The 14,494-nt window shown below is 68.0% G+C and carries 9 protein-coding genes and 2 pseudogenes; 4 read left to right on the plus strand and 7 right to left on the minus strand.

Features of this window, described 5'->3' with window-relative positions:
* Positions 1–458: 458 nt before the first annotated feature.
* Positions 459–3,614 carry an AAA domain-containing protein gene (locus tag AB0395_RS02510; protein WP_366276208.1) on the minus strand — a complete coding sequence of 1,052 codons (3,156 nt, stop codon included), beginning with the start codon at positions 3,612–3,614 and terminating at the stop codon, positions 459–461.
* Between the two features lie 501 nt (positions 3,615–4,115).
* Here AB0395_RS02510 and AB0395_RS02515 point away from each other — a divergent pair.
* Positions 4,116–4,631: pseudogene (locus AB0395_RS02515) on the plus strand (helix-turn-helix domain-containing protein); the annotation flags it as partial.
* A 32-nt stretch (positions 4,632–4,663) separates the two neighbouring features.
* Here AB0395_RS02515 and AB0395_RS02520 read toward each other — a convergent pair.
* Positions 4,664–4,957, minus strand: a pseudogene (locus AB0395_RS02520) (integrase core domain-containing protein); the annotation flags it as partial.
* 63 nt (positions 4,958–5,020) lie between these two features.
* On the opposite strand from AB0395_RS02520, the gene AB0395_RS02525 reads away from it, so the two are divergent.
* A complete protein-coding gene (locus AB0395_RS02525) occupies positions 5,021–5,332 on the plus strand; it encodes a hypothetical protein (protein WP_366276209.1) in 312 nt (103 codons plus the stop codon).
* On the opposite strand, the gene AB0395_RS02530 is transcribed toward AB0395_RS02525, so the two are convergent.
* From AB0395_RS02530 to AB0395_RS02540, 3 genes are all read right to left on the minus strand, one after another.
* Positions 5,309–6,154 (minus strand): alpha/beta fold hydrolase, encoded by an 846-nt coding sequence (locus tag AB0395_RS02530; RefSeq protein WP_366276211.1) that lies wholly within the window; start codon positions 6,152–6,154, stop codon positions 5,309–5,311. The genes AB0395_RS02525 and AB0395_RS02530 overlap by 24 nt on opposite strands.
* 507 nt (positions 6,155–6,661) lie before the next feature.
* Positions 6,662–8,086: a type I glutamate--ammonia ligase gene (gene glnA, locus AB0395_RS02535; RefSeq protein ID WP_366276212.1), complete on the minus strand. Its 1,425-nt coding sequence runs from the start codon at positions 8,084–8,086 to the stop codon at positions 6,662–6,664.
* Positions 8,087–8,245: 159 nt separating this feature from the next.
* A complete protein-coding gene (locus tag AB0395_RS02540) occupies positions 8,246–9,322 on the minus strand; it encodes a hypothetical protein (RefSeq protein WP_366276213.1) in 1,077 nt (358 codons plus the stop codon).
* Positions 9,323–9,443: 121 nt separating this feature from the next.
* Here AB0395_RS02540 and AB0395_RS02545 point away from each other — a divergent pair, with 121 nt between their 5' ends.
* Positions 9,444–9,908, plus strand: a complete 465-nt coding sequence (locus AB0395_RS02545; RefSeq protein WP_366276214.1) for an RDD family protein — start codon at positions 9,444–9,446, stop codon at positions 9,906–9,908.
* 287 nt (positions 9,909–10,195) lie between these two features.
* On the plus strand, positions 10,196–12,679 hold the full coding sequence (locus tag AB0395_RS02550; RefSeq protein WP_366276216.1) for an alkaline phosphatase family protein: 2,484 nt from the start codon (positions 10,196–10,198) through the stop codon (positions 12,677–12,679).
* Between the two features lie 206 nt (positions 12,680–12,885).
* On the opposite strand, the gene AB0395_RS02555 is transcribed toward AB0395_RS02550, so the two are convergent.
* Both AB0395_RS02555 and AB0395_RS02560 read right to left on the minus strand, forming a co-directional pair.
* Positions 12,886–13,683, minus strand: coding sequence for a class I SAM-dependent methyltransferase (locus tag AB0395_RS02555; RefSeq protein WP_366276217.1), 798 nt, complete (start codon positions 13,681–13,683; stop codon positions 12,886–12,888).
* Positions 13,683–14,363, minus strand: a complete 681-nt coding sequence (locus AB0395_RS02560; RefSeq protein WP_366276218.1) for a DUF4191 domain-containing protein — start codon at positions 14,361–14,363, stop codon at positions 13,683–13,685. The genes AB0395_RS02555 and AB0395_RS02560 overlap by 1 nt, the downstream gene beginning before the upstream one ends.
* Between the last annotated feature and the right edge of the window lie 131 nt (positions 14,364–14,494).

Here is a 14,494-nt window from a genome sequence, read left to right on the forward strand (position 1 = left end):
GGGTGGCCTGCAGCGTGGGGGTGAGCGTGGTGGTCACCGTCACGCCGTCCACCACCTTCGACGGGGTGACCGTCAGGCCGGTGGCCGGCATCGTGATTCGATGCCGGGCCGTTCTGTTCCGGTTCTGTTCCGCCCGAGGACGAGAAACGATGGGAAACAACGAGCAAGGACGAGAACGCTTTTCCAGCTCAGGTCGATCCTCCAGAAGGGCTCGTGGCTCATCACGGTCGACGGCGCCACCTACCGCTGACGGGTCCAGCACAAGCCCACATACCACCAGGCAAACAGTCGGACCCCACTGACTTTCGCGGTGGAACCGGCCGACGGGCCGGGACGCGTTCTCCTGGTGTCACTTCCCTGCTCCCGGCCGGACGCGTGGCTCGGGGAACGAGCTATGGCCGTACGACCCGCACACCATCTCCCTGGACGTGAACTGCCTGCGACAGGAGGCCATGCGGTCATTGTGAGTAGGGGCGAGTCTCCAAGTTCGCGGCGAGAACGTCGAAATGGCGCCGCCGGCTCCACTCGGCGCGGTCGCCGATGACGTACAACCGCCGCCTGGCACGGCTGACCGCCACATTGAGCAGGTTGGGGCGTCGCGCCGCCCAGTTTTTGGCGCCCGGCCTGCCCGGGTCGCCGCCGAGGATCAGGATGACGACATCGGCCTCCTTGCCCTGAGCGGTGTGCACGGTCCCGACCCGGACCTTTCGGTGGGGGGCCGCGTGCCGTGCCGCGCCCCGGACCACCTCGCGGAAGGGGGCGATCACCATAATCTGCCCGGGATCCACGCCGTAGACGTTGACCAGGCCGTTCAACACCCAGGCCAGCGCCTTGCCCTCCTGGGGGATCCAGTGCCCCTCCGCGTCGGCGCCGCTCACGTCGATCCACGCACTGGTGGGCCATTCCAGCGGCTCGCCGGGCCGCTTCCCGTACACCATGAGACCGTCGTAGGCGATCTTATTGGAGATGCCGAACATCGGCTGGTCGCATCGCCGGTGCACGCGAAGGGGGGCTCCGACCCAGTTGGGCTCCCCGTCGGTGGGCACGTACGTCCCGTAAACGTTGGTGTGGTCGGCCAGTTGCTGCACCGATGTCAGGCCGGGTACCCAGCGGCTCTCCGGCACCTGGAAGGCCCGGCGCAGCGCCTCCAGCGCGGTGAAGGGCAGTGGGACGACGGGTTCGAGCTGAAGCGGGTCGCCCACCACGACGACCCGGCGGGAACGCCAGATCGCCCCGGCCGCCGCCTGCGGCGTCGCCTGTCCCGCCTCGTCGATGAACAGCCACCCTAGGGCCTCCTGGGTGAGCTGGGGGAACATGCGATCGATGGAGGAGAACGTCGTCGAGACCACCGGGACGACGAAGAAGAAACTCTGCCACGCGGCCCGGATGGCGTCCTCTTTGACGTGTTTCGGGACCGCGCCGGCGAGGACGTCCATCGCGCCTTGCAGGTTCCTGCGCATCGTCCCGGCCTGGGCGCGCAGGAACGCCTGATGCAACCGCAGCGCCTCGGCGAACAGATCCGTGCGGGCGGCGTTCCACTGCGGGTCTATCCATGGCGCGCTGTACTCTCGCACAGAGTCGTCGGCCCACCAGTCGTCGCCCGGGACGAAGCCGCCCAGGGCGCTGAGCAGCGGTGCGAGCCGGCGGCGCCTTTCCGCGACGTCATCGCGAAGCCGGGCCAGCCTGGCGTGGACCGCGTCCAGGCGGGCGGAGACACCGGCGATCTGCCGCTGGATCGCCATGGCCACCTCGCCCACCTGACTGGCCTTCTCCTCCGCCGCGTCCATGCCCTGCGCCAGGATCCGGTCCTCCTCATGCCACACCCGTATCGCCTTGCCCAGGGTGAAGATCGCGGTGATCAGGCTCGGCTGGAACGTCTGGTGCTTCTGCCGCTTACTCAGCCACTGATCGATCTCTCGTCGTGCCGCCATGAAGTCGGCCTCAGCGGCGGCGAGCCGCCGCCGGTCGAACGCGAGATCCTTCTCGAGGCCCGGCAGCTCACGGCTGGCCTCGTCGATCTCGCGCGACAGCCGGGAGATCGCGCGCTGGTCGAGCAGGATCCCCGCACGTTCGTCCTGGAGCTCGCGCGCTCTGCCGTAGGCCCGGGTGAAGCGTGCGACGGCCTCGGCCCACCCGTCGGTGTCGTTCTTCAGGGCCTCCCGTTCCCAGTGCTTCAGCACGTCCATGAGCCCGCGTTGCCCGGGGGTGGGCTCGGTGGCGGGCGGGGTGGCGGGCAGGCTGAACCAGGCCTTGTCGATGAAGTCCTGGCGATAGCTCTTACGCCCTAGGCGCGCGGCACCGAGGCCCCACGCCGACTGGCCGAGCACCCGGCCGCCGATGTCGGCGAAATAGTCGATGCCGTCGCGCCAAGGTGGCAGGAAGGCGTCCCGGCCGGGAATCTCCAGGGTGACGTTCTGCACGGCGCCGTTGTTCGCGGAGGCGACCACGATCTCGAAACCGGTGAGGTCCTCTCTCCAGGCGCGGACCACCCGTGTGTAGTCGCCGGTCATCCATTGGTGGGTGCCGGTGAACGCCTGGCGAGGGTCGGCGAGCCGGGAAAGCCTGTGCGCGCGCTCGACGACGATGGCCGCGATCAGATCGCGGAGCATCGTGGTCTTCCCCGTGCCGGGCGGGCCGTTCACCGCGAACATTCCCGAGCCGCGGGCGAGGCCGGCCATCACGCTGTTCACCGCGAACTGCTGGCTCAGCGCGAGCGGCACCTCCTTGGCCTGCGGCCACCGGCCGAGCGGCACGAGGTTCGGCGCCACGCCATCGAAGACGACCTGGGGACGCTTCCGCACGTCGATCCGCTCCGGTTCTGCGGTGCGCATGTACGCGTCTAGCGCGGCGCCGTACCGGCCGCCGCGTATGACCTCCGAGACTCGGCGGAGATCGCCGATGATGAAGCTGTTGAGGAAGTCCGCCCCGTCGTCGACGAGGAACTCCCGTTTCTTCGACACCTGAACGCTCTTGACCATCAGTCCCTCGGGACTGAGGACTTTCTCAGCGCCGATGCGCTCGGACGCCATGTCGAGCAGCGCCGCCAGATCACCGTAGTCCAGCGGACGGCTGACGCGATGCCCCCTCTTCAGCAGCTCGGCGGCGCGCGCGTCGTCCTTGTAGGCGTGGATGGCACTTTCCAGCTCCGCGCTCGCCGCGCCGCACGCCTCCTCGAACCCGTCCAGCCAGTCGTGCTGCGCCGGCCCCCGGTGCAGCGTGCGCTCCGTCGCCCACGCGCAACTGGAGAACACCTCCGATCCGAGCAGCGCCCGGCCCTCGTCGAGGATGGTGAGGGAAAACAGTGCGCTGGAATCGGCCGATGACGCGTCGAAACCCTCGGGATCGGCTCCGAACGTGTGCTCCAGGAACGCGCGGACCCGGTCCTGCTTGAAGATGCCCCCATAAAGGGTGTGCCGCCAGGTGAACCCCGGCCGGATGGTCCGGGCCCGCAGTTCGTGCCCGCGCTGCCAAGGGAGGGGGCGACCGGGGCTCACGTCGAACACCGGCGTCAGCGCGTCACGTGGACTGGGTTTGGGCACGCTCTGCGGGCTGAAGAACTCGCAGGCACGCCAGTAACGGACCACGCGCGCACGCTGGTCGTTGAGAGGGGACACGCTGCTCCCGGAAGATCGACTCGGGAGCCTCGGCGGATGGCTCCCCGGACCGCGCATGGCGCTAGGGATCACCAGATTAATCGCGCCGCGCGGGCATGTCCGGTAAACCCGGGATCATAATTCCGGTATGACCCATATTTGCAGTTGAACAATATGGAAATGACTATAAATGGGATATCGGATCATCGGGTAGATAAATGGTGAATAGCGACATTACTGGCGCGTTCGCCGCGGAGGCGGCCAGGCCGTCCGAGGTGCTTCGCCTGCCGTCGCGGGCTAAGGACCTACCGATTAATAACTTGCGTGCTCACACGGCTTCCACCGAGGTCAGCGCGCTGGAAACAAGCAAGTTATTTCTCTGCGAGCCCTAAGCGCCTATCCAGAAGTTCTGCGCGTAACCGGGCGTGAGGTCGCCGGGCGTGAGGGCGTTGACATGGGCCTCGCCGGGGGTTGGATCGAGGTTGCCCACATCGTCCACCCACCGGCGAGGTCGTGGTCAGTATGCGCCCGCCCATCGTGTTCGCCAAAGCCCCCGCCACCTCGATCGAGCAATTACACACTCAGCTGCGAAGTCACTGGCGTCCGGCGATCCGCGCGGTGATGGTCCTGCTGTCGCTGCACGGCCTGCCGGCGGCGCAGATCGCCGACCTGCTGGACTATGACGCCGCCACCGTGCGCCGATGGATCGACCGGTTCAACCGCCAAGGACTGGAGGGATTGGCCGACCGGCCCCGCCCGGGCCGCCCCCGCCTGGGCGGTGAGCATCTGACCGGCCGGATCATCAGACTGCTGGCCCGGCCGGGGCCGTGGACTCTTGCGCGGCTGTGGCGGTACCTGAACCGGCCCCATCTGAGCAGGCGCACGCTGTATCGGCGGGTGCGGCTGGTGGCCGTCTGGCGGCGCCCCAAGCTGATCGCGCGAGGCGATCCCGACCGGTGGCGGGCGGTGGCCGCCATCGCCGCGCGGTTGCGCGCCCTGCTGCGCGGGGCGGTGGTCTGGGCCGCCAATGAAACCCACGGGGGCTCGTCCCGAAGTGTGGACACCGGTTGTCATGCGGCGAGCAGCACCCTATCGATGGTTCGCTGCTCGTAGTCGATCGGGCTGAGATAGCCGAGAGCGGAATGTCTCCTTCGGGTGTTGTAGCGGGTGATCCATTTGAAGACGGCCAGGCGGGCCTCGCGCGCTGAGGGCCAGCGCTTGGCGCCCTGGAGGATCTCGCGTTTGAGGGTGGCGTTGAAGGCCTCCGCGGCGGCGTTGTCAGCGCTGGAACCGACGGCTCCCATGGACAGGCTCACGCTGAGTTCGGCGCACACCGTGGCGAACTCGGCCGAGGTGTACTGGGCGGATTCAACTGGTCGTCGCAACACCTTGATCACAGGAGGGTGTTGTGGCGCAAGGAAGAGCGCGTGAGGCGCTCAAGGCGGGTCGTCCGCCACTTCGGTCACCGGGACGGCCCCCGGTCGATCATCGCTGGCGGCAGCCTGTCATATCGCGACGTCGGCTACTTCCAGGCCCGTCACGCGGCCGCGCTGGCCCTGATCGGCGAACCCGATCAGGCGGCCACCCTGGGGCTCGCAGCGGTGCGCGTTGCGCGGGCCACTCGTTCGCGGCGGACGATCACGGTCTTGGGCGACGTGGTGGAGTCGATGGGCCGCTGGCAGCGTCGGCCGCAGGTGCGCGCCCTGCAGGACTTCTTAGCTGATTGTCCTGTCGCGTAGGCGTCCGTCCCGCAGCCATTCGGCTACCGTCCGGATCACCGCGGCCTGCCATGCCTGGCTTTGAGGGTTGTGATATTGCGGGTCGTCGTGGACGGCGAAGGTGTGCTGCGCGCCTTCGACCTCGACCAGGTCGCACGGGGCGGTGAACTGGGGCACGGCCGCTCGGGAGGACTCGATCGGCACGAGGGTGTCCTTGGTGCCGTGCACGATCAGGGTCGAGGCCTTGATGGAACCGAGGATGGTGTGCGGCTGCAGCCAGAAGACCTCGTTGAGGAGTGGTCGGCCGTGGCGCAGGGTGGGGGTGAAGGTGATGGATCCCTGCTCGGTGAGCTGGCGGGCAATGTCTTCGTCTAGGTAGTCGTCGTGCCAGTAGGGGCGGCTGTCGATGGTGCGCTTCTTGTAGTTGAGCTGGGGGTTGAGCAGTACCAGCCGGGACACTTCGTCAGGCCGGTGAGCGGCGTAGTAGCCGCAGATGCCGCCGCCGAAGCTCGTGCCGAGCAGGCTGAGTCTGGCGGCCTTGGTCGTCTCTCGGAGCTGTTGCAGCGCGGCGCGGATGTCGTTGAGGATGATCGAGAGGGTCAGTTCTTCTTGTCTGCCTTCGCTCTCGCCGTGGCCGCGCAGGTCGAAGCGGAGGGATGCCAAGCCGTGGTCGCCCAGTCCGTGAGCCATCCGGGTGAAGAAGCCGCTTTCGTGACGCGTCACCCCGCCGCCGTGGACCAGGACGACGGCGTGCTCTGGCGGTCCATCTGGTGCGACGAGCGTTCCGGCGAGCTGCTGGCCGTCGAGAGTCCGGAAGGTGATCTCATGCTCTGTTGAAGTCACCTTCAGCAGGATAGGCACGGCCTTGGACCGGTGGAAGCATTCGCGATGATCCAGAGAAAGGGCGCAGTTCACATGGATGGTGTGTTGACGAGCAAGAACGGGAAACACGCGGAGGGCCGCGATGGCAGAGATGCACCTGACCCCGGATGACCTGGCAACGCGGTTCCGTGTGCCGAAGAAGACGATCTACAAGATGAACTCGGACGGGACAGGCCCCGTGTACATGCGGGTCGGCAAGCACGTGCGGTACGGGTCGGCAAGCACGTGCGGTACAGGGAGGCCGACGTGCGAGCATGGGAGGACGCGCAGTACGCGCAGCAGGGGGCCGCCTGAGTCCTCTCACGTGCAGAAACGGCCCGGAATCGAATCACGATGCCGGGCCGTTCTGTTCCGGTTTTGTTCCGCCTGAGGACGAGAAACGACGGGAAACAATGAGCAAGGACGAGAACGCTTTTCCAGCTCAGCGGCCGTTCCTGGGAAGATCGCCGAGGCAGGAAAACCCCGCCGTCAGACGTCGTAGTACAGCTCGAACTCGTGCGGGTGTGGCCGCAGGCGGATCGGGTCGATCTCGTTCTCGCGCTTGTAGGCGATCCAGGTCTCGATCAGGTCCGGGGTGAACACGCCGCCCTCGAGGAGGTAGTCGTGGTCGGCCTCGAGCGCGTCGAGCACCTCGGCGAGCGTGCCCGGGACCTGCGGGATGTTGCGGGCCTCCTCGGGGGGAAGCTCGTAGAGGTCCTTGTCCACCGGCTCCACCGGCTCGATCTTGTTGCGGATGCCGTCGATCCCGGCCATCAGCTGCGCGGCGAAGGCGAAGTACGGGTTGCAGGACGGGTCGGGCACGCGGAACTCGATGCGCTTCGCCTTCGGGTTGGAACCCGTGATCGGGATGCGGATGCACGCCGAGCGGTTGCGCTGGGAGTAGACCAGGTTGACCGGGGCCTCGTAGCCGGGGACCAGGCGATGGTAGGAGTTCACCGTCGGGTTGGTGAAGGCCAGCAGCGACGGGGCATGCCTGAGCAGGCCGCCGATGTAGTAGCGGGCGGTGTCCGACAGGCCCGCGTAGCCGACCTCGTCGTAGAACAGCGGCGCGCCGTCCTTCCAGAGCGACTGGTGACAGTGCATGCCGGAGCCGTTGTCACCGAAGATCGGCTTGGGCATGAATGTGACCGTGTGGCCGTACTCGAGCGCCGTGCTCTTGACGATGTACTTGTACAGCATCAGGGTGTCGGCTGCCTTGAGCAGCGTGTTGAACCGGAAGTCGATCTCGGCCTGCCCGGCGGTGCCGACCTCGTGGTGCTGCATCTCCACCTCGATGCCCGCCTCGATGAGACGGCGGACCATCTCGGAGCGCAGATCGGTGAAGTGGTCCATCGGCGGGACCGGGAAGTAGCCGCCCTTGTAGCGCGGCTTGTAACCGAGGTTGCCGCCCTCCTGGGCCTTGCCGGTGTTCCAGGCGCCCTCGATGGAGTCGATGTGGTAGTAGCTGGAGTGGGCGCTGGTCTCGAAGCGCACGTCGTCGAAGATGTAGAACTCGGCCTCGGGGCCGAAGAAGACCGTGTCGGCGATGCCGGTGCCCTTGAGGTACTCCTCGGCCTTGCGGGCGACGTTGCGCGGGTCGCGGCTGTAGGCCTCACCCGTCAGCGGGTCGTGCACGAAGAAGTTGATGTTGAGCGTCTTGTGCTGCCTGAAGGGGTCGAGCACGGCCGTCGAGGGATCGGGCAACAGCAGCATGTCCGACTCGTGGATGGCCTGGAAGCCACGGATCGACGATCCGTCGAACATGAGGCCGTCGGTGAAGACGTTCGCCCCGAAGTTCTCCGTGGGGAACGTGAAATGGTGCGTCGTTCCCGGCAGGTCCGTGAACCTGACATCGACGAACTGCACCCCCTCGTCCTTGATGAACTTGAGGACGTCGTCGGCGGAGTTGAACACGCGAACCTCCCAAGGGGCACGAGCTATCAGACCGAACGTAGGCCTGAGCCGTTACCGCCCCGTGTCTCGTTTGTTTCACCCGTGTTAAGGAGAGTCGCCCTACGTTAGCCCCGTGATGCGACCTGGTCGGGCCGGAAAACGCTTCCTTTGCCGGACTTTTCACGTGCGGGAGGCGATCGTGCAGTCCTCTTCTCTTGACTCGCGGTCGAGCTGGTAGGGGTCGATCGGGGCGCCGGTGGCCTTGGCGAGTTCCTTGTCGGGGACGGAGTCGTCATAGACCGGGTGGGCGAACCCGTCATCGATGTCGCAGCGGACGCCCGTGACGCTCCCGGCGTTCCATCTGACGGGCCACAGCACCAGTTCGCCGTTCTCGCGGTAGGCGAGGACCTCGCCGAGGCTGCGCACGATGACCCGTTCGGTGTGCTCGGGGTGTCCCGGCCGCCGAATGGCGTAGACGAACAGGTACTTCACCGTGATCCTGGCTCCGGTACGGCCGTTCTCGCGGAAGGCGGCGTATTTCGTCCTCCCGTTGACCTTGATCACATCAGTGGTCAGCTCGGCGGTCTTCGGCGCCAGGCTGGTGACCCAGTGTCTGGTGTTGAAGTCGCCCTTCTTCGGCTTCCTGTTGTCCAGGTTCCTCAGGAACCACTCGCGCTGCTCCGGGATCAGGAGCCTCGCCAGCGCTGTGGGCCTGCCGCCCATGAGGGTCCTGTGGTCGAGGTGGGAGGCCACCAGCATGTCCCGGGTGCGCTTCAGCGCGGCGGCGACGTCCCCGCGGCTCAGGCCGCCCGTCGCCTTCGCCTCCGGCGTCACCAGCCCCTTGGCGCCGTCGGCGTAGTCCTCGGCGGGAGAGCCCGCGAACGGGGAGACGGGCACGGGCTCGACGCCGACCGGCGTGGTCTCCTCGGGAACCGGGCTCGCCTCGACCGGCGTGGTCTCCTCGGGAACCGGGCCGCCGGGCAGACCGTCGCCCGCGCCGGGCACTCCCGGCGGCCGTGCGGAGAGGGCGTCGCGGGCCGAGGTGAGCGCCTCGGGCCGGTAGGTGACCACCAGCCCCGCGACCGCCACGAGGGCGAACACCGTGAAGGAGGCGATCCACCATTTACGGCGGCGCCTGTTGCGCGGCAGGCGCGACCATTCCTTGGCGGCGGCCTTGCTCATCCTCCGCCTTTCCTCCCGCTCGATCTGGGAGGTGAGGGCCGCGAAGCGCTCGTCGAGGTCGTCCATGTCAGCCACTGGGGGTGCTCCGGGAAACGTGGGTGAGAAAAGATCATGACCATGATGTAGTGCTTTCGCCCACTCTGTGGACAGTTTGGGGGAATGTGAGGGCGCCCCGTGGGGCGGATACCGTTGAGCCATGAACAGCAGGCAGCAGCCCCGTTGGACCCAGACCTGGCTCGGCGGCGTCAGATCGGCCGGAGTCGACCTGGGCTACCCGGGAGAACAACTCGGGCTGCCCCAGGAGGGCAGCGGCGCGGTGGCCGGATTCGGGCGCAGGGTCGGAGCCCTGGTGATCGACTGGCTGATCTGCACCTGGGCCATCACCCAGGGACTCCTGCGGATCGACCCGGTCCAGCAGAGCTGGGTCCCGGTCGCGGTGCTCGCGGTCGAGTACATCCTGCTGGTCGGCACCATGGGCATGACCTTCGGCATGCGCCTGGTCAACATCCGCGTCGCCGCGCTCGACGGCGGCCGCCCCCGGTTCCTGTCGGTCCTCGTGCGGACCCTGCTGCTGTGCCTGGCCGTACCCCCGCTCATCTGGGACCGCGACCAGCGGGGCCTGCACGACCGCGCGGCGAACACCGTGGTCGTGCGGATGTGAACCGGTCCGGCCCGCCCAGGGGCCGGCCGGGAGTGCGCGTCGTGAGGGGCGCGGGGCGAGGGCCCCGCGCCCCTTCCTTTTCCGTAAAAACGAAAGACGTCCCCCGTGGACCATATCGGTAAATGAAAACAATGGCCCATCGTTATTTCCTATGGCGCCGAACGTGAAATCGAATAAGGCTAATTGGCCGCCCGTTCATTATGTCGTCGCTGTCGCTTCACCGTCCTGCATGACGGTTTCCCCGAAACACCCGACAGCTACGGAACGACAGAACAGAACGAAGGCACATGCGCTTCAGGAATGGGTTGGCCCTGCTCGCGGCCGCCACGGTCATCGCGACGCCTCTCGTCGCGGAGGCCCAGACCGCTCAGACCCCGTTGCAGACCGAGAACTTCGACGGCCTTTCCAGCTCTTTGTCCACCCGGGTCGACGAATCCGGGATTCCCGCTGACCTCAAGGGATTCACCCACACCCCGCCCGCGGGCTGGACGGTCGACCTCGCCCCGGACATGCCGCAGGGCGTGACCGAATGGCAGGGCTGGTCGTTCACCACCATGCCCTTCTGGACCGCCGCCGAGGGGCAGGGGCGAGAGGGATTCACCCGCGCCTCCGGTGTGTTCGCCGTCGCCGACCCCGACGAGTGGGACGACAAGGGTTCCCCCAGCTCGAAGGGCCGCTTCGACTCCACGCTGACCTCGAACGAGGTGACGCTGCCCGCGGGCAAGGACAAGGTCTACCTCGGCTTCGCCAGCCACTACCGCCGGGAGGCCCCGCAGAAGGGGAAGGTGACCGTCAGCTTCGACGGCGGCGCCCCTGTCGAGATCATGAGCCTGGGCGACGCGGACGCGCTCAACGAGTACTACTCGCTGGAGATCCCCGTCCCCGCCGGGGCCCAGAAGATGAAGGTGAGCTGGCGGCTCCACGACGGCGCCAACAACTGGTTCTGGGCGATCGACGACGTCAGGGTCGCCGACGCGCCCATCGAGAAGCCCCCGCTGCCCGAGGCACCCCCGGAGGTCCCCGACGGCCCCGACGGGACCAAGAAGGACAAGCTCCTGGTCATCGGTCTCGACGGTGCCCTGCTCGACAAGATCCGGGAAGCCGACGCGCCCAACCTCAAGGACCTCATCGCCAAGGGCACCGCGGCACCGAGCCCGCTCTACTCCAGCCCGATGGCGCAGACCAGCTCGGGGCCCGGCTGGTCCACGATCGCGACCGGTGTCTGGCCGGACAAGCACAACGTGCTGGACAACAACTTCACCAGCCCGCGCTACGACGCCTACCCCGACTTCATGACGCGCCTGGAGAAGGCCGACCCGTCGTTCTCCACGTTCGTCGCCGCGTCCTGGGACCCGATCAACAAGACGGTCTTCGGCGACAAGGTGGACGTGCGCCTCAACGGCGGCGCCGACTACGACGAGGGCACCACACGCAAGGCGGCCTCCTACATCAAGGCCAACAGCCCGGACGCCACCTTCATCCAGCTCGACAACATCGACGGCGCCGGGCACGAGCAGGGCCCGGACACCGCGGCCTACCTCAAGGCCATCAAGGACATCGACGCCCAGGTCGGCAGGATCCTCGACGCGGTGCGCTCCCGGCCCTCCTACGCCCAGGAGAACTGGCTGACCATGGTCACCGCCGACCACGGCCACAAGACCGGCGGCGGCCACGGCGGCTCCGACCCCCGCGAGCGCTCGACCTTCGTCATCGCCCAGGGCAAGGACATCCCCGCCGGGGTCACCCGCACCGACGTGCGCCTGGTGGACCTCGCCGCGACCGCGCTGAAGCACCTCGGTCAGCCGCTCGACCCGGCCCTCGACGGGCGCCCGATCACGGTGGCGAGCACCGACCCGTTCGACACGCTGCGCCCCAGCCTGTCGGAGCGGGCCGACGAGACAGGCATCCCCGCCGGGCTGAAGGGGTTCACGCACACCCCGCCGGTCGGCTGGAGCGTGGACAACCGCGCGATGGGCACCGGCGGCTACGCCGAGTGGCGGGGCTGGTCCTTCACCACCGACGAGTTCTGGACCAGCACCGAGCGCGACCAGCGGCGCGAGACCAACGTGCGCGCGCGTGACGTGTTCGCCGTGGCCGACTCCGACGAGTGGACCGACAAGCCGGTCACGGGAGGGTTCGACTCGACCCTGGTCAGCCCGCCCGCGAAGGTCTACCCGGGCAGCACCCTCGACCTGTCCTACGTGACGCACTACCGGACCGACCCGGCCCAGAAGGCCGAGGTCTCGGTCTCCTTCGATGGCGCGGCCCCGGTCCCCGTCACCTCCTACACCGCCGACACCGTCGCCAAGACCGAGTCCTTCAAGATCCAGGTCCCGGCCAGGGCCAAGCAGGCGCAGGTCCGCTTCCGCTACGCCTCGACCAAGGATGGCTGGTTCTGGGCGGTCGACGACGTCAAGCTGTCCTCAAAGCCGTCCGCGGGACTGGTGGTCTCCGAGGCGAAGGCCCGCTCCGTCGCCATCGGCAACCCCGCGCACTCCCCGGCGTGGCAGGCCTTCGTTGACCTGACCGTCACCGACCTGACCGGCAAGCCGGTGCACGGCGCGCTGGTGAAGGGCTCCTGGACCCGCGACGGCAAGAACGTCGAGCTGCCCGCCCTCTGCTGGACCGGCGACGACGGCAGGTGCACGCTGACCAGGACCGTGACGCACACCCAGACGGCCAAGGCCTCGATCCTCGACATCCAGCACGCCAAGCTCCCCTACTACCCCGAGGGCAGCGCGGTCACCGAGGTCACGGTGAACCACCCGTAGGCGTACCGGCCACATTCCCGCGGCGGGCAGCCACCGCTACAAGCCATGGTGAGCCACCGCGGGCCGTAGGCCGCCCCACCGGGTGGCCATGACAGAGCGAGGGCGGGGATCCCGGAGATCCCCGCCCTCGCGTTCTTCCTTCTCCCGCTTTCGGACACGGTGTCTTCCGTTCAGGGAACGTGCCACCGCGGTCCTCCGCGGCTCTCCTACGGCCTGGCGCAGGTGAAGATCGCCGTCCCCGGCAGATGACGGCCGCGCAGCGGGCTCCAGCTGCCCCACTCGCGCTCGTGGCCCTGCGGCCACTCGGGCTCGACCAGCCCGCGCAGCACCAGCCCCGAGGCGACGATGTGCCCGATCCAGTCGGCCATCGTGCGGTGGTGCTCGACGTAGGATGGCCGCCCGTCGTCACCGATCTCCACGTACGGCGAGCGGTCGAAGTAGGATCGATCGGCGGTCAGCCCGCCAGGACCGGGGTCGTCGGGGAAGGCCCAGCGGATCGGATGGCTCACCGAGAAGACCAGACGGCCGCCGGGACGCAGAACCCGGCGGACCTCGGAGAGGACGGCGGCGGCGTCCGCCACGAACGGCAGGGCGCCGAACGCCGAGCAGGCCAGGTCGAACGACTCGCCCGCGAAGGGCAGCGCCTCCGCGTCCGCCTGGACCACGGGGACGCGGGAACCGCTGCCGAGATCGATCCTGCGGGAGTGCTGGAGCTGCCGGAACGACAGATCGAAGGCGGCGACCCGCGCTCCATGGCCTGACAGCCACCGTCCGCACTGCCCCGCGCCGCAGCCGATCTCCAGGACGTCCCTGTCCGCCACGTCGCCGAGCAGATGGACGTCGGCCTCGTCGAGGCCCTCGGGGCACCAGACGAAGCCGGAGTCACGCAGGAACTCGCCGTGCTCGGCCTGATATTCGTCCGAGGCGCCGTCCCACCAGCCGCGGTTGGCCCGTGAGGTGTCCGCGGCGCCCACCTGGCGCCGATCGATCTCCGTCACGTCCATCAGCGCATCTTCGGCCGGGGCATCTTCGCGCCACGCGGCAGCGGCCCCTTGGGCATCGGCAGCGTCTGAGGAAGGGCCTTGAGCCGGTTGTTGACTTCGTAGACCGCTGGCTTCTTGAGGTTCCTCGGCAGCTTCATCAGGTGCCGCTGCAGCTTGGCGATGGGAATCTGGCCCTCGCCGTCGCCGGACTGGATGTCGTAGACCGGCACGTCCATGGCGACACGCTGGACGCGCTTCTTCTCCGCGACCAGCATCTTCTGCACCCGGGAGCCCGGTCCCTCGGAGACGAGGATCACACCGGGAAAGCCGATCACACGGTGCACGATGTCCTGGTCGCGGTTGACCGCGACGGCCGGGGCGACCTCCCAGGTGCCGCGCATGCCCTGCAGGATCGCGGCGGCCGCGCCCGGCTGGCCGTGCAGCATGGAGTACTGCGCCTTCTGGGCGAGCTGGCCGAACACCACCAGCCCGACGGTGAGGGCCAGCATGATTCCGATGAACAGCAGATACCAGATCAAGCCCGTGACCAGGCCGATCACGACGCACAGCGCGAGCGTGCCGAGCGCGGAGGCGTAGACGAGCGGCATCCCCTTGGGATTCGCCTGCTTGATGATCTGCGCGATCATACGGAGCTGCTTGATGCGCCCCGGGCGCTCTTGGTCTTCGGGCTTCTTCGCCATGTCTTGAGGATACAAATCCTGGGGTCAAGAAATGAAAACGTGACCTGCCGTGCGCCGGCGCGCGAAGATCGGGCGGGACGCGGTGGAACGCCCCGGGGGGGGGGGCGGGGGCGGGGGGGGGCCGCGGGGGC

The organism is Streptosporangium sp. NPDC051023 (genome assembly GCF_040689595.1).
Taxonomy (GTDB): Bacteria; Actinomycetota; Actinomycetes; order Streptosporangiales; family Streptosporangiaceae; genus Streptosporangium.